At 62.4% G+C, this 18,887-nt stretch carries 19 protein-coding genes and 2 tRNA genes; 8 read left to right on the forward strand and 13 right to left on the reverse strand.

Annotation, left to right across the window (positions count from 1 at the left end; all coding sequences use genetic code 11):
* Positions 1 to 9 precede the first annotated feature (9 nt).
* From KSAC_RS11100 to KSAC_RS11120, 5 genes are all read right to left on the reverse strand, one after another.
* Positions 10 to 1,167 carry an energy transducer TonB gene (locus KSAC_RS11100; protein WP_102325200.1) on the reverse strand — a complete coding sequence of 386 codons (1,158 nt, stop codon included), beginning with the start codon at positions 1,165 to 1,167 and terminating at the stop codon, positions 10 to 12.
* Between the two features lie 138 nt (positions 1,168 to 1,305).
* A complete protein-coding gene (locus KSAC_RS11105; protein ID WP_132305423.1) occupies positions 1,306 to 2,097 on the reverse strand; it encodes an alpha/beta fold hydrolase in 792 nt (263 codons plus the stop codon).
* Positions 2,098 to 2,111: 14 nt separating this feature from the next.
* The gene (locus tag KSAC_RS11110; protein ID WP_207918684.1) at positions 2,112 to 3,152 is read right to left on the reverse strand and encodes an NAD(P)H-quinone oxidoreductase; all 1,041 of its coding nucleotides are present in this window, start codon (positions 3,150 to 3,152) and stop codon (positions 2,112 to 2,114) included.
* A gap of 217 nt (positions 3,153 to 3,369) precedes the next feature.
* Complete coding sequence (glnA, locus tag KSAC_RS11115; protein ID WP_102325201.1) at positions 3,370 to 4,830, reverse strand: type I glutamate--ammonia ligase; 1,461 nt, start codon at positions 4,828 to 4,830, stop codon at positions 3,370 to 3,372.
* Positions 4,831 to 4,951: 121 nt separating this feature from the next.
* On the reverse strand, positions 4,952 to 5,290 hold the full coding sequence (locus KSAC_RS11120; protein WP_102325202.1) for a P-II family nitrogen regulator: 339 nt from the start codon (positions 5,288 to 5,290) through the stop codon (positions 4,952 to 4,954).
* Between the two features lie 151 nt (positions 5,291 to 5,441).
* Here KSAC_RS11120 and KSAC_RS11125 point away from each other — a divergent pair, with 151 nt between their 5' ends.
* A complete protein-coding gene (locus tag KSAC_RS11125; protein ID WP_102325312.1) occupies positions 5,442 to 6,647 on the forward strand; it encodes an aminotransferase in 1,206 nt (401 codons plus the stop codon).
* A gap of 43 nt (positions 6,648 to 6,690) precedes the next feature.
* A tRNA-His gene (locus KSAC_RS11130) sits at positions 6,691 to 6,766 on the forward strand.
* Between the two features lie 19 nt (positions 6,767 to 6,785).
* Here KSAC_RS11130 and KSAC_RS11135 read toward each other — a convergent pair.
* Entirely contained in the window at positions 6,786 to 7,655 is an 870-nt protein-coding gene (locus KSAC_RS11135) for an NAD(P)H-binding protein (RefSeq protein ID WP_132305425.1), read from the reverse strand.
* The gene (locus KSAC_RS11140) at positions 7,655 to 9,001 is read right to left on the reverse strand and encodes a hypothetical protein (RefSeq protein ID WP_132306247.1); all 1,347 of its coding nucleotides are present in this window, start codon (positions 8,999 to 9,001) and stop codon (positions 7,655 to 7,657) included. The genes KSAC_RS11135 and KSAC_RS11140 overlap by 1 nt, the downstream gene beginning before the upstream one ends.
* A 229-nt stretch (positions 9,002 to 9,230) precedes the next feature.
* Here KSAC_RS11140 and rplM point away from each other — a divergent pair, with 229 nt between their 5' ends.
* Both rplM and rpsI read left to right on the forward strand, forming a co-directional pair.
* Positions 9,231 to 9,713 carry a 50S ribosomal protein L13 gene (gene rplM, locus KSAC_RS11145; protein WP_110547487.1) on the forward strand — a complete coding sequence of 161 codons (483 nt, stop codon included), beginning with the start codon at positions 9,231 to 9,233 and terminating at the stop codon, positions 9,711 to 9,713.
* Between the two features lie 4 nt (positions 9,714 to 9,717).
* On the forward strand, positions 9,718 to 10,221 hold the full coding sequence (gene rpsI, locus KSAC_RS11150) for a 30S ribosomal protein S9 (RefSeq protein ID WP_102325205.1): 504 nt from the start codon (positions 9,718 to 9,720) through the stop codon (positions 10,219 to 10,221).
* Positions 10,222 to 10,433: 212 nt separating this feature from the next.
* On the opposite strand, the gene KSAC_RS11155 is transcribed toward rpsI, so the two are convergent.
* Together KSAC_RS11155 and KSAC_RS11160 are read right to left on the reverse strand one after the other, a co-directional pair.
* Entirely contained in the window at positions 10,434 to 10,715 is a 282-nt protein-coding gene (locus tag KSAC_RS11155) for a hypothetical protein (RefSeq protein WP_110547486.1), read from the reverse strand.
* A 17-nt stretch (positions 10,716 to 10,732) separates the two neighbouring features.
* On the reverse strand, positions 10,733 to 11,542 hold the full coding sequence (locus KSAC_RS11160; protein WP_132306249.1) for a DNA/RNA non-specific endonuclease: 810 nt from the start codon (positions 11,540 to 11,542) through the stop codon (positions 10,733 to 10,735).
* A 95-nt stretch (positions 11,543 to 11,637) separates the two neighbouring features.
* Between KSAC_RS11160 and KSAC_RS11165 the strand changes: the two genes are divergently transcribed.
* Positions 11,638 to 11,820, forward strand: coding sequence for a hypothetical protein (locus KSAC_RS11165; protein WP_132305427.1), 183 nt, complete (start codon positions 11,638 to 11,640; stop codon positions 11,818 to 11,820).
* Positions 11,821 to 11,835: 15 nt separating this feature from the next.
* Here the strand turns inward: KSAC_RS11165 and KSAC_RS11170 are convergent, their stop codons facing one another.
* Positions 11,836 to 12,474, reverse strand: coding sequence for a hypothetical protein (locus KSAC_RS11170; RefSeq protein WP_243705209.1), 639 nt, complete (start codon positions 12,472 to 12,474; stop codon positions 11,836 to 11,838).
* A 681-nt stretch (positions 12,475 to 13,155) separates the two neighbouring features.
* Between KSAC_RS11170 and KSAC_RS11175 the strand changes: the two genes are divergently transcribed.
* Positions 13,156 to 13,401 (forward strand): hypothetical protein, encoded by a 246-nt coding sequence (locus KSAC_RS11175; protein ID WP_102325316.1) that lies wholly within the window; start codon positions 13,156 to 13,158, stop codon positions 13,399 to 13,401.
* Between the two features lie 80 nt (positions 13,402 to 13,481).
* On the opposite strand, the gene ilvD is transcribed toward KSAC_RS11175, so the two are convergent.
* Positions 13,482 to 15,344 (reverse strand): dihydroxy-acid dehydratase, encoded by a 1,863-nt coding sequence (gene ilvD / locus KSAC_RS11180; RefSeq protein WP_132305429.1) that lies wholly within the window; start codon positions 15,342 to 15,344, stop codon positions 13,482 to 13,484.
* A 199-nt stretch (positions 15,345 to 15,543) separates the two neighbouring features.
* Between ilvD and KSAC_RS11185 the strand changes: the two genes are divergently transcribed.
* Positions 15,544 to 17,685: an AsmA family protein gene (locus KSAC_RS11185; protein WP_132305431.1), complete on the forward strand. Its 2,142-nt coding sequence runs from the start codon at positions 15,544 to 15,546 to the stop codon at positions 17,683 to 17,685.
* A 96-nt stretch (positions 17,686 to 17,781) separates the two neighbouring features.
* Positions 17,782 to 17,856 (forward strand) — tRNA-Thr (locus KSAC_RS11190).
* Positions 17,857 to 17,949: 93 nt separating this feature from the next.
* Here the strand turns inward: KSAC_RS11190 and KSAC_RS17310 are convergent.
* Both KSAC_RS17310 and KSAC_RS11195 read right to left on the reverse strand, forming a co-directional pair.
* Positions 17,950 to 18,126: a hypothetical protein gene (locus KSAC_RS17310; RefSeq protein WP_165927317.1), complete on the reverse strand. Its 177-nt coding sequence runs from the start codon at positions 18,124 to 18,126 to the stop codon at positions 17,950 to 17,952.
* Between the two features lie 44 nt (positions 18,127 to 18,170).
* Entirely contained in the window at positions 18,171 to 18,734 is a 564-nt protein-coding gene (locus KSAC_RS11195) for a DsbA family protein (RefSeq protein ID WP_132305433.1), read from the reverse strand.
* Positions 18,735 to 18,887 lie beyond the last annotated feature (153 nt).

Consider the following 18,887-nt stretch of genomic DNA (forward strand, 5'->3'; position numbering starts at 1 on the left):
ATGCTGCGCCTAGCGACGGATGAGAATGTAATTGATGGTCAGGTCAATGGGGAAGGTATCGCCCTTCATGTCTGGTGGCACGGGCGGTAGCTGGGCGTTGCGGAACATGCCCACCGTCGCCGCATCCAGATAATAGGAACCGGACTGCCCGGTCAGCCGCACCTTGGTTACATGCCCGTCGCGGTCCAGTTCCACATGCACCGACGATGGCCCTTCCTCGCCCGCGCGGGCGGCTTCTTCGGGGTAGTACATGTGGCTGCGGATCCAGCGGTCCAGTTCGTTGCCATAATCGTCGCTGACCCCCTTGATCTGGGTGCTGGAGGAATAGGGGGCATTGATCTTGCCGTTGCTGACCACAGGGCCAAGCGACAGGTCAATCGGCCCGCCCGTCCCGCCCGCGCGCCCATGCTGGCTGCGTCGCGGCAGGGGGGATGCCGAAAGCGACCAGTTCATCGGGTGATGGAGCGGGGCATAGGCGTTGGGGGACTGGTTATGCGCCTGCTGTGCCGCGCGCTGGCCATGGCCGGAGGTCTGCATGGAGGGATTGAACTGGTCGTGCTGTTCCGACTGCGGCACGGACAGGTCGGATGGCGCCTCGCTTAGCGGTGGGCTGGATGGGGTCTGCTCCGTGGGCGTGTTGGCGGAGGGGGACGAATCCTCCGGGTTCTGCGGGGTGTCGGGTGTTTTCTGCTGCGATGTGGGCTGCTGCTGGTCCTGCTGCGGATGCTGCGCGTTCTGTCCCCCCGCCATGTCGGGCGACGACTGGCCCTGCAATCCGCTGGAGGTGGGCGGGGAGAAGACCATCTCCACCTGCGGTTCGGACTGCGTGGCGTCAGGCGAGCCGTGCTGGCTGTGATGGGCGGATTCGATCAGGATGGCCGCCAGCAGTGCCGCGTGCAGCAGGCCTGATGCAGCGATGGTCCGTCCCGGCCCGGGCGTTTCCACCGTGTCGGGACGGATCAGGCCCGACAGCATGGGACGCAGTTTGCGGTAGCCGGGTGGCTGCGCCACAACCCCGCCGGGCAGCAGGCGTTCGCGTTCGGGCGGGGAAGACATGTCCTGTCCACCCGCGGGCGGCTGGCTGTCGTTCCCGCGCGGGCCATGTGGGATCAGTACGGGCTCCACGGCATTGCGCCACCGGGAGGAGGGACTGAGTGTCGCCGTCATGAAAGGCTACGGGTCTCCGCCATGTTGGTCTGTTGTGGGGGCCGCGTGCCTGCCTGCCCTGTTATAGCATTTATGTCATCAGCATAACTGACGCAGGGAGCCGGTCTGTCAAGGACCGGATGTGTAACGGAAGGGGCTTCAATACTTTTCAGTAAAATTTTCCAGTAATTGCGCAAATCGCTGTGGATTTTCGACATGCAGCCAGTGTCCCGCCCGTTCGATCAGTTCCAGCCGGTAGCACGGAAACAGCCTGCGCATGATGGCATAATGCTCGGGCCGGATATAGGGCGAATTCCCCCCCGCCAGGAACAGCGTCGGGCCGGGATAGGTATAGCCTTCAGGGATATAGGGCCAGCTTTCCACATTGGGCATCGAGTCCACGATTTCGCGCAGGCCGATGCTCCAGTGCGGGTTTTCGCCAAGCTGTATGTTCTGCAGCATCAGCGCGCGCACATCGGCATTGGCGATGTAATGCTGCAGCAGGCTGTCCGCCCCCGCGCGGTTGAGGAAGGGGGGGAAATGCACGCGCAGCATCTGTTCGCCCAGCCCGAACTGGCCATGGCCGGTGCGGGCGGGCGGAATATCGGCCACCAGCAGGCTGTGCACCATGCCCGGACGCGTCAGCGCCAGCGTCATCGCAACTTTCCCGCCCATGGAATGACCAACCAGCGTCGCGGGCAGGGCATTATGGTGGCCCAGCGTTTCCAGCAGGTCGCTGGCCATGGTGTTGTAGTCCATCAGGCCATGCGGGCTGTCCCCGTGGTTGCGCAGGTCAACGGCCAGCGTGCGGCGGGTTATGGCCAGCCGACGCTGGAAAAAGCCCAGATTGCGTGCCCGCCCGAACAGCCCGTGCAGCAGGACAATGGGCGGCCGTGCCGCGTTGTCATGCCCTGCTTCCTCGGGGCCGCGTTCGATAACGTTCAGTAGCACCAACTCTGTTCCTATTATCCTGCCGTGACGGTGGATGGCTGCTGGAGATCCAGCATGATCTTGCCCATGTGCGACCCGTTTTCCATGAGTTTATGGGCATCGGCAACCCGCGCAAAGGGGAAGGTGGCATGGATGAGCGGACGCACCGCCCTGCGCGCCAGCAGGGGCCATACATGTTCTTCAAGCTGGCGGGCGATTTCAGCCTTGTAGGCGGCATCGCGCGGGCGCAGCGTGCTGCCGGTCACGACCAGCCTGCGGGTCATGATGCGGGCAAGGTTGACGCCGTCCGCCTTGATGCCGCCCTGAAGTGCAATGATGACCAGCCGCCCGTCTATTGCCAGAGAACGCAGGTTACCCTCCAGATAGGATGCGCCAATCATGTCCAGTATGACATCTACGCCGCGCCCGTCCGTCAGTTCCTTGATGCGCGCGGCAAAATCCCCGGTCCGGTAATTGATGGCCGCTTTTGCCCCCAGTGCGGTGCATAGCGTGCATTTGTCATCCGTACCGGCGGTGGCGTAGATCGTGCCGCCCATTGCCCGCACAAGCTGGATGGCCGCCGTGCCGATCCCGCTGGTGCCACCATGGACCAGCACGCTGTCCCCCGCCTTGACCCCGGCCAGCATGAACAGGTTGGACCAGACGGTAAAAAAGGTTTCGGGTATGGCGGCGGCGTGGATGGCGTCAAAGCCCGCGGGCCACGGCAGGCACTGCCCCACGGGCACGGTGCAGTACTGCGCATAGCCGCCACCATTGACCAGCGCGCAGATGCGCGCGCCCATGGCGGGAAAGACGCCGGGCGGCACGTCCGGGCCGATGGCCACGACTTCCCCGGCAATTTCCAGCCCCATGAGCGGACTGGCCCCCGGCGGGGGCGGATACAGCCCCTGACGCTGCATGATGTCAGGGCGGTTGATGCCTGCGGCCATGACCCGCACCAGCACTTCCCCCGCCTGGGGACGGGGAACCGGCAGGATGGAGAGGCGCAGGGAATCCGGGCCGCCGGGTTCGCTGCATGTAATGGCCTGCATGGTGTCGGGAACGTGCTGGGTCATGTCTGTCCTCCTGTGGGTATAGCATGCCGCATGTGAACGCTCAGGTGTAGGCGATATGGGCGGCAGCTACAGCAGGCAGGTGCGGGAATCGAGCAAACGTGTGTTTGCCGGACCCGGCCATGTCCGGCGCATGGTAGCGGCCGGATATGAAAAGGGCGCCGGGACCTGAATGGTCCCGACGCCCCTGTCCGAAGGCTTTCCGTAAAGGGAAGCGGTATCAGACGGAGTAGTACATCTCGAATTCGGCCGGATGCGGGGTGTGCTCGAACTTGAAGACGTCCTGCCACTTCACTTCACAGTAGCTTTCGATCTGGTCCTTGGTGAACACGCCGCCTGCCAGCAGGAACTCGTGATCGGCTTCCAGCGCCGTCAGGGCTTCGCGCAGGGAACCCGCAACGGTCGGGATCTGCTTCAGCTCTTCGGGGGGCAGGTCATACAGATCCTTGTCCATGGCGTCGCCGGGGTGGATCTTGTTCTTGATGCCGTCCAGGCCAGCCATCAGCATGGCTGCGAACGCAAGGTAGGGGTTCGCCGTCGGATCGGGGAAGCGGACTTCGACGCGCTTCGCCTTCGGGCTGGTGGCGTAGGGGATACGGCACGAAGCCGAACGGTTACGCGCGGAATAGGCCAGCAGCACAGGCGCTTCGAACCCGGGGATCAGGCGCTTGTAGGAGTTGGTGGACGGGTTGGTGAAGGCGTTCAGCGCCTTGGCGTGCTTGATGATGCCGCCGATGTAGTACAGCGCCTCATCCGACAGGTCGGCATAGCCGTTGCCGCCGAATGTGGGCTTGCCGTCGCGCCAGATGGACTGGTGCACATGCATGCCCGAACCGTTGTCGCCATAGATCGGCTTAGGCATGAAGGTTGCCGTCTTGCCGTAGGAATGGGCGACGTTGTGCACGCAGTACTTGTAGATCTGCATGAAGTCGGCCGACTTCACCAGCGTCGCGAACTTCGTGCCCAGCTCGTGCTGCGACTGCGCGACTTCGTGGTGATGCTTTTCGATGGGTAGGCCCATCTCGCCCATCGTGGTCAGCATTTCGGCGCGCAGGTCGCCTTCGCTGTCCACCGGGGCCACGGGGAAGTAGCCGCCCTTGACGCCGGGACGGTGGCCCATGTTGCCTTCGGGATAGTCCTTGAGCGACGCGCCGGGGCCTTCGATGCTGTCCAGCTCATAGGTGCCGAAGTTCGGGCCGGTGCCGAAGCGCACGCTGTCGAAGATGAAGAATTCGGCTTCGGGGCCAAAGAAGGCGGTATCGCCCAGACCGGTCGACTGCAGGTACTGCTCGGCCAGCTTGGCGGTCGCGCGCGGATCGCGGTTGTAGAACTGCCCCGTGGACGGCTCGACAATGTCACAGATCAGGATGAGCTGCGGCTTGGCGGAGAACGGGTCCATCACGGCCGTTGTCGGGTCAGGCAGCAGGATCATGTCGCTTTCGTTGATGGCTTTCCATCCGGCGATGGACGAACCGTCAAACATGAAGCCTTCGCGGAAGGTGTCTTCCTCGATCGTGGTGACATACTGGGTGGTGTGGTGCCACTTGCCACGCGGATCGGTGAAACGCAGGTCAACCATTTCGACCGCGTTTTCCTTGATGATTTCAAAGACCTTCGCGACGGCGTCGGCGGAATGCGACGGCGCGGAGGCCGAGGCAGATGCCTGTGCTTTTTTTGCCATGTTAAATTACCTGTCCTGACTTTAGTGTGCCGTTCCATGCGGCGCGGCAGCTATGGTTACGGAAACGTAAGGCCGCTGTCGATAGGCTACAGACATGGTATCCATGTCTGGATGCATCGTCTCAGACCGCGTCGGCCCCCCGTTCACCCGTACGGATGCGGATCACGTCGGACACGGGGGTTACAAATATCTTGCCATCCCCGATACGCCCCGTGCGGGCCGCGGTCATGATTGCTTCTATGGCGCGTTCGGTCATGTCGTCGGGGCATACGATTTCCAGCTTCACCTTGGGCAGGAAGTCGATGATGTATTCGGCGCCCCGGTACAGTTCCGTATGGCCCTTCTGCCGCCCGAAGCCCTTGGCTTCGATAACGGTAATGCCCATCAGTCCGATTTCATGCAGGGCATCTTTCACCTCGTCGAGCTTGAAGGGCTTGATGATGGCTTCGATCTTGTTCATGCCGCTGTATGGTCTTTCGTCTCGGGGCGGTGTCTGTACGCCGTAATTTGGCGGCGACAGGGTTGCACGGCTTTGGATTTCAGGCAATCGGATGATATGGCAAAAACAGCGCGTCAGCGCAGCCACACGCCCGCACGATCAGGATGCCACGATGAAACCGACGAACTCCATGCTTTCGGGGCTGCCGACAACCATTTTCTCCGTCATGTCGGCTCTGGCCGTGGAACATGACGCCATCAATCTGGGGCAGGGTTTCCCGGATACGGAAGGCCCCATGGACCTGATCGAGGCCGCCGCCGCGGCCCTGCGTGACGGGCGCAACCAGTATCCGCCACTGGCGGGGATACCCGAACTGCAGCATGCGGTGGCGCGGTCCAATGCGCGATTTTATGGAATCGCGGTCGATCCCCTGCGCGAAGTCGTGGTGACGTGTGGCGCGACGGAAGCCATTACCGCCTCGCTCATGGCGCTGGTCAATCGCGGGGATGAGGTGGTGGTGTTCGAACCGTTATATGACACCTACCTGCCCGTGCTGGAAATGCTGGGGGCGGTGGTGCGCACGGTGCGCCTTGCCCCGCCGCACTGGGACCTGCCGCGCGCGGAACTGGCCGCAGCCTTCACGCCCCGCACCAAGGTCGTGCTGCTCAATACCCCGATGAACCCCACGGGCAAGGTCTTTACCCGTGAGGAACTTGAGTTCATCGCCGGGCTTGTCGCCCGTTACGATGCCTATGCAGTGTGCGACGAGGTGTATGAACACCTGACATTCGCCCCCGTCCGGCATCAGCCGCTCATGGCGCTGCCGGGCATGCGTGACCGCACGATCCGCATCGGCAGCGCGGGCAAGAGCTTTTCCATGACCGGGTGGAAGGTCGGCTACGTCACGGCGCCCGCGCCGCTGGCGGCCCTGGTGGCCAAGGCGCACCAGTTGCTGACCTTCACGGTCGCCCCCAACCTGCAACGCGCCGTGGCCATCGGGCTGGACAAGGACAGCGCCTATTTCGAGCGGCTGTCCGAAGGCATGCGTTCCGCCCGCGACTGGCTGGCTGAAGGGCTGGGCCGCGCCGGGTTCGATGTCCTGCCGTGTGATGGCAGCTATTTCCTTATCGCCGATATCACGCCGCTGGGCTTTACCGGCGGTGATGTCGCCTTCTGCCGCCAGATGGTGCGTGATGTAGGGGTCGCGGCCATTCCGGTCTCGGCTTTCTATGACGCGCGTGGCACGGACATACCCGATCGTTTCGTCCGCTTTGCCTTTTGCAAGAAGACAGGCGTGATCGCATCCGCCGTGCAGCGCCTGCGGCTGGTACGCGAAAAACTGTGTGCAGGAAATGTTGCAGAAATTCAAAAAGGGTAATTGACGCGCCTGCGCGGTTTTACTAAATGACTGCGCAGTTGTGGCGGACGTAGCTCAGTTGGTAGAGCGCCGGTTTGTGGTACCGGTTGTCGCGGGTTCGATCCCCGTCGTTCGCCCCAACCTGTATTTTCCCTGAAATTATGAATCTGCTCTCTGCTGGCCGAATGTCCGGGCCAGTCCGGCTGCGAGTGTGACGGGCTGTAGCCCGAGCTGCGCACGCATGGGTTCGATATCGAAAATCTTGTCTTCCAGCAGGCGCCGGATTTCAGCGGGCGTGATGCGCGGCAGTCCGGGCAGGCGTAACCGCGCCAGCGCCATGAGGACGGCACCCGGCACGGGAATGACCCCACGCGGGCGCAGTCCCGCCGCGCGCGCGACCTGACGTGTAAAATCGCGGTAGGCAACCTGATCCGCTCCCGCAATCACCAGTTCATGCGGCCCATTCCATTGCCGGTCCAGTGCCGCGATGAGGGCGCGTGTCACATCCCCCTGCCAGATGGGCTGGATCAGCGCACGGCCCCCACGGGGCAGCGGCAGGACGGGAAGGCGGCGCATCAGGGCGGCCAGACGCTGCACGTTATCTTCCCCCTGCGCGCCATAGATCATGGTGGGGTGCAGCAGCACGCCATGACGACCCGAGCGGGCGAAGGCCCGCGCCCCTTCCATCACGCCGTGCGCATGGGCGTCCGGCCAGCGGGTAAAAATGCGCGTGCTGCCCAGCGCGACAATCCGGGCACTGGTGGGAGTCGCGGCCAGAACGGCGGGCAGGTGGCTGGCATGGGCCGTCAGGACGATGGACGTGGCGTCGGCCAGTGCGGCGCGCAGGGCTGCCGGATTTTGCTCCAGACGGGCGATGCGGGCACTGGCTGCCAGTCCGGTTGCCTGCCAGCGGGGCAGGCTGCGTACGACCGGTACGATGGAACGTCCCTGCGCGGTCAGGGCATGACAGAGCGCCAGACCGGAACGGCCGGTGGCCCCGATAATATGGATCGGGGCTGTGCCGGGCATCAGGGTGTGGAGATGGTCAGGCCCAGCGGGGCTGCGACTGACGGGTCGCCCGCCATGGACAGGGCGACGCCCAGCATCATGAGGTTGACCGGCTTCATCGGGCGCAGTGCGATCTGGAGCGGGTGGTCCAGCGGAGATTGCAGGAAACGGCCCATGGCGCGCATCGACGCATCATCGGACGTGTTCAGCACGGTCAGCAGGTTCTGGCGGTAGCTGTCCACATCCACGCCCCGGCTTTTGGCCAGACCGGCCACCACATGGCCTGCCAGCGACCTGTCATCCCATGTCAGCGCGGCGGAGACGACGCGGGCGGTTTCGGGGATGATGGCCATGTCGTCAAAGGGGATCTGGTCCAGTTCGGCCACCATGCTCAGCTTGCCCATATCCGGCGCATCGATGGTCAGCGGTTCCAGATGCAGGCGGCCCGCGCTGCGGTCGCTGGTGCTGCTGGCATGGATGTTGCCGGTGAAATGGTCATAGCCGAAGGCGTTGAGGATGGAAGGATTGTCCGTGCCGGTGGACCAGACGGTCAGGTTGCCCAGCGTCGTGTCCATCTTGTCCTCCGTCTCGGTGGAGAAGCGCGATGTGGTGACATGATCGATCTGGAGCATGGGGTGGGTGCTGTCGATTTCCACCTTCTTCAGGTCCATCGTCTGCGGATGGCTTTCATGGATCAGGTGGCCCGACTGGATCAGGCTTGCGACCTCACCGGCGAAATCGGGACCGTCAAGTTTGATGTGGTCGATCGAGATGCGGCGCGTCGGCGTCAGGTTGATCTGGGTCGCCAGCCGGTCCAGATCGAGGCTGGACGACCGGCCAAGCCCGTACTGTCCCACCACCATGCGGCCAACCGTGATGTCGGTCTGGCTGCCGGGCACAGCCAGGTGCAGGTTGGTGAAGGTGCCCCGGTCCAGAACAAGGGAATCGAAACCCAGCGGGCGGGCCACGTTGGCGGTGGCGCGCACGGTATTGGGCAGGACAAGGCTGTCCAGCGCCACCTGATCCAGCGAGATCGTGCTGTCTGCCGTCATGACCTTGACATCGCGCAGCACCAGGCTGCCGATCTTCTCGCCCTGCACGTTATTGCCGGTCAGCCCGCCCAGACGCACATCGGCTGCCGTCAGCGTCAGGGTCGGGTTATGATAGGTGACGGCCGTGAAATGCGCGCCGCGCGCCAGCGTGCGCGGCCGGGCGGTGGCATAGCTGAACGTGGCGTCAGGCCCGAGGGAGGCGCGGAAGTCGGCAATGCCGGCTTCAAGCCTGTGCTGGGCGAAATGGTGCACCCCCCAGCCGCCGACAAGCAGCACCAGTACAAGCAGGGGAATGGCGGGATAGAGTTTCTTCACGAGCCTGACATCCGTAATGACCTTGGGGAGTGCTATCGCATTCCGGCCCCGTTCGGCAATCGCCTGAGGGGAAGGTTGGGTGGGAAAGCTTGCGGTATCATGATACCACATGCCGTTTTTTACCGGAAAAATGCCGCCTGAGGGGATTATGTCCTTGACGTTTGCGTTGCGTACGGATGATAACGCGCCACCCGTTACCGCTACATTATCTGGACGGAACACTGAATCCATGAAGACCACACTCTCGCTGAAACCCGCAGAGGTGACGCGTGGCTGGACCCTGATCGACGCCGAAGGCCTCGTTCTCGGTCGCCTCGCCGCCATCATCGCCCAGCGCCTGCGCGGCAAGCACAAGCCCCAGTTCACCCCGCATGTTGATTGCGGCGACAACATCGTCGTCATCAACGCCGAGAAGATTCATCTGACCGGCAACAAGGTGGACCAGAAGCTGTTCCATTATCACACCGGCTATCCCGGCGGGATCAAGGAACGCACGATCACCCAGCGCCTGACCGGCAAGAACCCCGGTCATGTCGTGCGCAAGGCGGTCGAGCGGATGATCACCCGTGGTCCGCTGCAGCGTGCGCAGATGAAGCACCTGTACGTCTATGCCGGTAGCGAACACCCGCATGACGGGCAGCAGCCGCAGGTTCTCGATGTTGCATCGCTGAACCGCAAGAACGCCGTCAACACCCAGAAGTTCGGGGCCTGAACATATGTCTGAAACTCAAGAGCGTACAGGCACGCTGGCCGATCTGAAGGATGCGGTTGCGTCCGGTCAGGTTGTTTCCTCCCAGGAAGCCGCACCCGTCTACGAAGCAAAGCGCGATGCCCAGGGCCGTTCCTATGCCACGGGTCGCCGTAAGGACGCGGTAGCCCGCGTGTGGATCAAGCCGGGCAAGGGCGACATCATCGTCAATGGCCGTCCGGTCGGCACCTACTTCGCCCGTCCGGTCCTGCGCATGCTGATCACGCAGCCTTTCCTGGTTGCCGACCGCTACAACCAGTTCGACGTGTACTGCACCGTCGTCGGTGGTGGTCTGTCCGGTCAGGCCGGTGCGGTCCGTCATGGCATCAGCCGCGCGCTGACGCATTACGAGCCCGCGCTGCGCAGCATCCTGAAGGCTGCAGGCTTCCTGACGCGCGATTCGCGTGTTGTTGAACGTAAGAAGTACGGTCGCGCCAAGGCACGTCGTTCCTTCCAGTTCAGCAAGCGCTGATCCTGCTTTTTCCGCCCCTGCGGGTGGATACAGGTTTTGCAGAAGGGTCGGTCCAGTCATGGACCGGCCCTTTTGTGCATCAGGCCCCTGTGGTTACAGGGGGCCAGATCCGGAACCGGCGGCCTCCGGTCCCGATCCGGTCGGATGCGCAGGCTTCAGGTGCCCGGTCGGGCTGCACGTGGGCGCGAAAGGTCTGCCCGTCCTGTTCGCGTTCAGGCAAATGGATTCGGTATCCTGCCCGGTTTACGGGGCGGCAGGCTGTCAGGCAGGTCTTTCTGGGCGGAAAGCGTGTCCACCACCTGCTGGAAAAACGCCAGCAATGCCTGCGCGCGTTCCAGTCCGGCCCTGTCACGGTCCAGATCGGTCTGGCCGTAGAACGCGATGCTGTCAGTGCCATTTTCAACGGTCATGCCCCCAATGGTGCGGCTGGCGCCGTTATCGGCAAAGGGAACAAGGGGTGCCGGTGTATCGGCGGTGGGGCGATGGGTGGTCATGGACCTCTCCTTTTTCCTTACCAGACGGGACGGGCATGGCGGCTGTGCCGCTTGCGGCCCGTATGGCCGAAGGGAAGCGTCATGCATGTCTGTTTCATACCTGCGGGCAGGGCAGGAAAAGGATCAACCCCCGTAATACGGGTCAGTCGCGCCACGCTGACGTAACTGCAGCGCGGATTGCGCGGCACGTTATGGCACACATACACCCCTGTCTGTTGTCTGCGCGGGTCGTAGACCGCTTTCCATGTCGATGTTGGAACCATGACCTGATCCGGCCCGATGGTCGCAATGGTGCGGGCATGGAAGGCTGGCCCTGTCACGACGTACAGTCCCCCTTCACGCAGGGCCAGCCTGCGTACCGCCGATTCGATTTCCGCCCACCGGCCCCGGTTCAGTTCCGCGCGCTGGGGCACGATGTTGGACAGGGCGAAGGATTCCGCCTGCGTCTGCCTGTCCGGCATGTCACCTGATGGCGCCATGTGGCCACGGTCAAAGCCTGAGCGGACATAGTCGGCCAGTTCCGCGCGTGAACCGGGCGGCAGGCGGGTATCGGGATGGAAATCGCCTTCGCGCGGGGTTGCCATTGCAGCGCGTACCGTGGCGACATCAAGATGCTCCGCCGCCCATAGCGGTTCGCGCGCCAGCCCGGAATACAGCACCGCGAATCCGCTGCTGCACAGGATCTGCGTCTGTCGGGCAAGTTGGACCCGGTCCAGAATGGGCAACTGATGCCCGGCCCCAAAATCAGGGCAGTCCTGAGCCCGCGCGGCAGGGCTGCCGATAACTGCCAGCAGGCAGACAGGCAGGAAAAGGAAGCGGCGTATCATACGCATGATGCGGAAGTATCGGGCACAGGGGTGGTGTTATCCATCTTGTCTGGCAAAACAGATGCCTATCACTGGATTATGGATGGAGCAGGGCAATGAGCAGGCGATCTGATGTCCCTACAGACCCGCAGCGGGGTGCTTTTGTCCTGCATCGTCGCGAACAGCCCCCTACACCCGTGCAGCGCAGGGCGCGTATGGCCCTGCGTGTGGTTACGGTGCTGCTGCTGGCCGTGATGCTGATCGATCTGGCGGCAAGACTGCTGCGGCACGGACCATGACGGTCAGCCCCGCGATCAGGGCTGGTCAGTGCGGGATGCCGCGTCGGATGGTGGCGGCAGGTCTGCCGATGAATCGTGATTTTTGGCGAGGGTGATGGTGACATCCAGGGTTTCCTGATTGACCACCGTATCAAACTCCCGGTCTACCCACGGGTTCTGGGCTGCTGCCGCCATCTCGCCAAAACGCGGGCGGTTCCAGTCGATCCGGTCATGGGCCTGCCGTGTCATGTCAAAAGCCAGCATCGGGTGGCGCGTGCCATCCGGGGCGATATAGGACCACGCAAACCGGCAGCGGGTGGGCGCGCCGCTCTGGGTGAACAGCGTATGGACAAAGCCGGGCGTTGTATCGGTCTGGAACGTGTTCATCAGGTAATGCGGTGCCTGCTGCTGCAGTGCAGGCGTGACCTGACTGTTGAAGATTCCCTGATGGATCATCTCCGGCATATGGGCCAGAAAAACTGTCTGGTTCAGGGTGATGTCCACCTGACACGGCGTGCTCTGGGTAAAGCGGGTTTCGACTCCCCACGCATGGGCAGTCGTCTCCTTACCAACGATTGGCGCGGGATAGGCGGGAGCAGCCTGCGTGCTGGTCGTCTGGCTGGCGAAGGCAAGGCAGACCGCCAGTGCAGCGCCCCACGTTGCGCGACGAGACATGGAGCGTGATGACGGGAAGGAATGATGTGTCAGGCAAGGCAAAGCGGCACCTGTCCGTTGGTTACATGATGGAAGGAAAATGCTTCCCGCCCTTTCTGTCATGAAGGGGCAGAAGATGACAGTCCTGCCCGGTAGGGGCAGCCATCATCGCCCGTCGGTCCCCGGCCTTTCTCAAGTTTCCTGCCAGCCTGGGTAGGAAACTGTTTCCGCCCATCCGGCTTCATGCCCGGTATCTGCTCGATCATCCGCCGGGGATGTGTCAGTCAGGACTTCTTTTTCGCATCCTGGCCTTTCGATGCCAGAGCGTCTTCGTCTGTACCGTAAAGATATATTTTACGTTAATAATAATTTCTTTTCCGGCATGATGTGGATGTATTGTTTCAGTGTCGATCCGTATGGCCCGTGTCCAGCCATGGAAATGCCATAATAACGGGTTTGATAGCGCCTGTTCAGAAATGGATGGCAGGTGCACAATGTCGATCCGGTTAAAGATATACAGTTTTTTGCAGTATATTTCTTTTGGAAAATCATGCGCCTGTGGAACTTCTTCCCTTTTTGCTGCGTTAGCGCGGTCACAATAACCCAAACAGCAGAATATGCCGCAAACGGCATGTTGGCAGCTTATCTGGAACGGAGATGCGCGGGCCTGTCAGGACCGTCGGCATCTCAGGGCAGGAAATGATGTTCGATTCAAAGATTATAGAAGTAGATGGCGTGTTTGTGGGGGCGGCAATCATTACCGGCATTGCCACATCGCTGCGCTTTTATGCGACCCATGAAAGCGTACGCTCGCTTCACAACGCCATCCTGCCGGATCTGGCGGCCCTGCGGCATCGTGTCACGGCAACATTCCGCCGCATCGGCACACAGGGCGGTGTGCGTGGGGATGTAAGGCAGATTGCGGGGCCCCGTCCGGCGCAGTCCTGACATGGGACGATGGAACGCGGAACGCCCCGGCGGAAATCCTGTCCCGCCGGGGCGTTCTGCGTTTCAGGGCAGTGGATGGTTCAGCGGCTGGTGCGGCGGCCAAGCTGGCTGACATCACGCACCGCGCCACGGGCGGCGCTGGTGGTCAGGGCGCTGTAGGCCTGCAAGGCGACGGAAACCGTACGCTTGCGGTCGGGCTGCCATGCGCGGTCGCCGCGTTCTTCCATCCGGTCGCGCCGCGCGGCCAGTTCGGCATCCGTGACCGTGGTGCGCAGGATACGGTTGGGGATGTCGATTTCGATGGTATCGCCTTCCTCAAGCAGCCCGATAATGCCGCCTTCCGCCGCTTCTGGCGAAATATGACCGATCGACAGGCCCGAACTACCGCCCGAAAAACGGCCATCGGTAATCAGCGCGCATTTTTCAGCCAGTCCCTTGGATTTCAGGTAGCTGGTCGGATACAGCATTTCCTGCATGCCCGGTCCACCCTTGGGGCCTTCGTAGCGGATCACCACCACGTCGCCAGCCACGATTTCGTTGCCGAGGATGGCGGATACGGCGGCATCCTGACTTTCAAAAATGCGCGCAGGCCCCGTAAAGGTCAGCAGGTTGGCCGCCACCCCTGCGGTTTTGACGATGGCGCCATCTTCCGCAAGGTTGCCGAACAGGACAGCAAGCCCGCCATCCTGACTGTAGGCATGGGCCGCATCGCGGATCGCGCCATTGGCCCGGTCGGTATCCAGCGCCTTGTAACGGCTGGACTGGGAGAAGGCCTGCGTGGTGCGCACGCCGCCGGGGGCCGCGCGGAAGAACGTGCGCGCATCCTCGTCCGCCGTAGTGACGTTGATGTCCCATTTGGCAAGTGCGGTGCTGACGCTGGGGGCGTGGACGCTGGGTACATCCATGTGCAGCAGTCCCATGCGGGCCAGTTCACCCATGATGGCGGGAATGCCACCGGCGCGATGCACGTCCTCCATATGGATGTCCATGCGCGAGGGCGAAACCTTGCACAGGTTCGGCACCCGGTGGGACAGGCGGTCGATGTCCGCCATGGTGAAATGGACCTGCCCCTCATGGGCGGCGGCCAGCAGGTGCAGCACGGTATTGGTTGACCCGCCCATGGCGATATCGACCGACATGGCGTTTTCAAATGCGGGCTTTGTGGCGATGCCGCGCGGCAGGACGGTCGCGTCGTCTTTTTCATACCAGCGGCGGGCAAGGGCCACGATCTCGCGCCCCGCGCGCAGGAACAGTTCGCGCCGGTCGGCATGGGTGGCCACAAGGCTGCCGTTGCCCGGCAGCGCCAGACCCAGTGCTTCGGTCAGGCAGTTCATGGAATTGGCGGTGAACATGCCCGAGCACGATCCGCAGGTGGGGCAGGCGGACCGTTCGATCTGGGCCGACTGTTCATCGCTCACATCCGAGTTGGCCGCCGCCACCATGGAGGAAATGAGGTCAACACGCTGTTCCGTGCCGTTGTTCAGCACCTTGCCTGCTTCCATCGGCCCACCGGATATGAAGATGGTGGGGATGTTCAGCCGCATGGCCGCCATCAGCATGCCCGGGGTGATCTTGTCGCAGTTGCTTATGCACACCAGCGCATCGGCGCAGTGGGCGTTGACCATGTATTCCACCGCATCGGCGATCAGTTCGCGCGAGGGCAGGCTGTACAGCATGCCGCCATGGCCCATGGCGATGCCGTCATCCACGGCGATGGTATTGAACTCACGCGCGACGCCGCCCGCTTCGGCCACGGCGCCTGCAACAAGCTGGCCCAGATCCTTCAGGTGGACATGGCCGGGCACGAACTGGGTGAAGGAATTGGCGACCGCGATGATCGGCTTGCCGAAATCACCGTCCTGCATGCCGGTTGCACGCCACAGGCTGCGCGCACCGGCCATATTGCGGCCATGTGTCGTAGTGCGGGAACGGTAGGCAGGCATGACAGTGACCTCTCGCGACAAACAGATTACCATACGGGACAAGGATGCCTGACCGCATACAGGACACGCGTGCCACATGCCAGCCCAAACGTGCCACAGGCGGCGTGGGGGCGGGATGATGGCGCGTGGGCCGCAACTCCGGTTGTGGCTGCCCGTTTATCTGATACCTTTTTTCCGTTTCGCAAGGAGTCCGCAACGCATGCCCGAACTGGACCGTCATGACAGCAGGCCGCACGGTCAGGGAAGCGGCGTGCTGGAACAGATATATTTTCCGGTTACGGGCGCGCTGGCGGCGGCATTGCTGGCACTGGTCATCTTCTGGTCGTGGGACTGGTTCGTACCCTTCGTGGATCGCAAGGCGGGGGAGGCGCTGGGGCGCAAGGTCTCCATCGCGCATCTGCATGTCCGGCTGGGACGCGTGACGCGCATCACCGCCGATGACGTGCGCATTGATGAACCGGAAGGCTTTGACAGCCTGCCCCCCTTCGCCACGGCGGACCATCTGACGGTAGGGGTCAATGTGTGGCACCTGCTGGGCGGGAAGGTGGACCTGCCGGTCATAGCGCTGGACAGGCCGGTGGTTGAACTTGCCGCCCGCAAGGATGGCAGGGCCAATTACCAGTTCCCCGGCAAGGGGGACGGATCGTCAGCTTCCCCCATGCCGCAGATTGGTGAACTCAATATTGCGGACGGGCAGCTACATCTGGTGCATGCGGGCCTGCGCAGCGACATGCGTGCAAAAATCCATACGACCCCGGCGCAGGGCAATACGGATGCGCGGATCGTGGCGGATGTACGGGGTACCTATACCGGGCAGATGCTGACCGGCCATTTTTCCGGCGGGGCGCTGGTTTCCCTTGCGGACAGGGCGCGGCCTTACCCGGTGGACCTGACGGTCCATCATGGCCCCACGCAGCTTACACTGGTGGGTTCGGTGGATGATCCGCTGTCCTTCGGGGGGGCGCGGCTACGCCTGACGCTGGCGGGGCCGGACATGTCGCTGCTCTATCCGCTGACCGGCGTGGTGATCCCGCAGACACCCGCCTATAATGTGGCAGGCAGCCTTGATTACCTGGACCGACGCATCCGCTTCCATGATTTCGAGGGCAAGGTGGGGTCCAGCGACCTTGGCGGCACGCTGAGCATCGATCCGCATCAGGCGGTGACATTCGTGGATACGGACCTGCATTCGCGTCATGTTGACCTGGCCGATCTGGGCGGGTTCTTCGGGGCCACGCCGGGGGATCATCCATCGACCGCGCAGCAGGCGGTGGAAGAAAAGGCGCATGAGGCCAGCGGCGCGGTCCTGCCGAATACGCCGATCAATATGCCCAAGCTCAGGGCCACCAATGTCCATCTGGCCTATCACGGCGATCACATCGAAAACCGGCATACGCCGCTGGACAATATCGATGTGCTGCTGGACGTGCGTGATGGCACGATTGACGTCCATCACCTGAATTTTGGCGTGGGCAGCGGCAGGCTGGCCAGCAGTGGCACCTTTATCCCGGCAGGCAATGGCGTGGATGCGCGCATCCGCGTTGACATGGAGGAGATCGACCTGTCGCGTCTCATGCAGGCGCTGGGCAACTACCATGGGCAGGGCACGATTGGCGGCCACATCATGGTGCATGGTCGTGGTCGCTCGCTGGCTGAAATTGTCGGCAGCGGCAATGGCGGCGTGACCATGGCGCTGGATGAAGGGGGTGATATTTCCGCCATCCTGCCCGACCTGCTGGGGCTGGAACTGGGCAAGGCGCTGCTATCCGCCCTCGGCCTGCCCGGTCGCACTGATCTGAAATGCCTGATTGTGGATATGCCCCTGCAGGAAGGGGTGTTCCATACCCATACCATGCTGATGGAAACGGGGGACACCAGCACGGTTGGCAAGGGGGATGTCAATTTCAACAACAATACCATCAAATATGCCCTGCTGACGCGGTCGCGCCATTTTGCCGTCGCATCCTTTCCCGGTCCGCTTTACATCACCGGTGCGCTGAAAAGCCCCAGTGTCCGCCCGGGGGCGGAGGTAATCGGCCGGGCTGTCGCATCCGTGCTGACGGGCTTCGTTTTCTCTCCTGTCGGTCTGCTGCCCACGATCGAGGCCGGGGTGGGCAAGAAGTCCGCCTGTGCCGACGCCATACGGGAGGTCAATACCAACCCGGCAGCAGGCATCGCGCCCCATGCCAGCCGCCCTGCGCGCCGTGCGGATGGGGCGGCACGGAAAACCCCGGCCACCCCGCATGGGCATGGCGCGGCGAGCAAGGGTTCGGACGGGTTGAGCCCGGCTGAACGTGATTACATCCAGTCCGTATGGGCAGGACGGATGAGCAGGCATTAAAGGGTGGAATCCCTGCTTGACCATGCAGGGCATTTCGGCAAAAAGGGGGAACAGATGCACTGGATGATCCGTTAAAGGGGTCTGATCCATTGCTGGGCCGGGTTAGCACAGTGGTAGTGCAGCGGTTTTGTAAACCGAAGGCCGGGGGTTCAAATCCCTCACCCGGCACCATATCCCCATACAAAACAGTGACCTGAAAAAGCGCACGGGGCGCATGTCTCGCATACGGCCCCGTCAAAAAGACGGCATGGGCTTTACGTCAAATCATTCGGCTCTGGCGTTGCGGTCTTTGGCCATGATTTCCTTTCCGGCGGTGGCTTCGGTCGCCTCTGGCTTGCTGTCTGCCGCTGCTGTTTCGGTTCCCGCTTCCTGCACCGTCTCGATGCTTGGTCGAGACGGTTGTGGATGCTGCTGGATCGGCGGCGCTCGGTTCCGCATCATCGGCTGCCCTGGCCCGATTGGCAGTCAGGACGGCCGGCAGGCCATCACGCGAAGATGCGTTCCATCCATGATTCCACGCTGTCGCCACTGCTGATTGCGGGGTCGATCAGCCCGTCGACCATGAAGGTGGGTGAGACGTGGATGCCGTTCTGGCGGGAATATCTGCAATGCCATTTTATGACTTTCTGCAGTTCGGGCCGGGCAAATGCCTGCGCCAGTGCAACGCCACTGTATTTCTCGATGCGACGGATGATGTCGTTGGGGGTGGCATCCATATTGGGACCGGCGCAGTGATCGGTGAATTCGAATTCTTCCCGGTGCGCGCCAACTGCCGCCATGACCGCGCGCGCCGTTTCCCGGCCACCTTCCAGTGTCGATGCCGCCAGAATGCAGCGCACGATCACGCCTGAAAACATATGCCACGGCTGGGACTGAAGCCGGATCCTGATGGTGATGCGTTCGGCTGTCGCGCTGGTCAGCAGCTCGTCGAGCTTGTTGAAGGCGCGGACCGAAAACGGGCAGGTTGGTTCCAGAAAAACTTCAAAAACCCTGGGGCCATGTCCCCATTCCAGCGGATCGGCATGAAGTGGGGTAGGGGAGAGTGACATGATCATGGTTTCCTTTTGTCATTCGGGATGAAGACGCACGGGATATTTTACCCGTAAATGCTATTGGACGGCCTGTAAAAAGGTAGATGGATACCGGTTCGTTTCGGTCCCATATAGGCAGCCCACCGAAAAACCTGCATAAGCGGCATGTTT

The sequence above is a fragment of the Komagataeibacter saccharivorans genome, from assembly GCF_004348195.1.
GTDB classification, from domain to species: domain Bacteria; phylum Pseudomonadota; class Alphaproteobacteria; order Acetobacterales; family Acetobacteraceae; genus Komagataeibacter; species Komagataeibacter saccharivorans.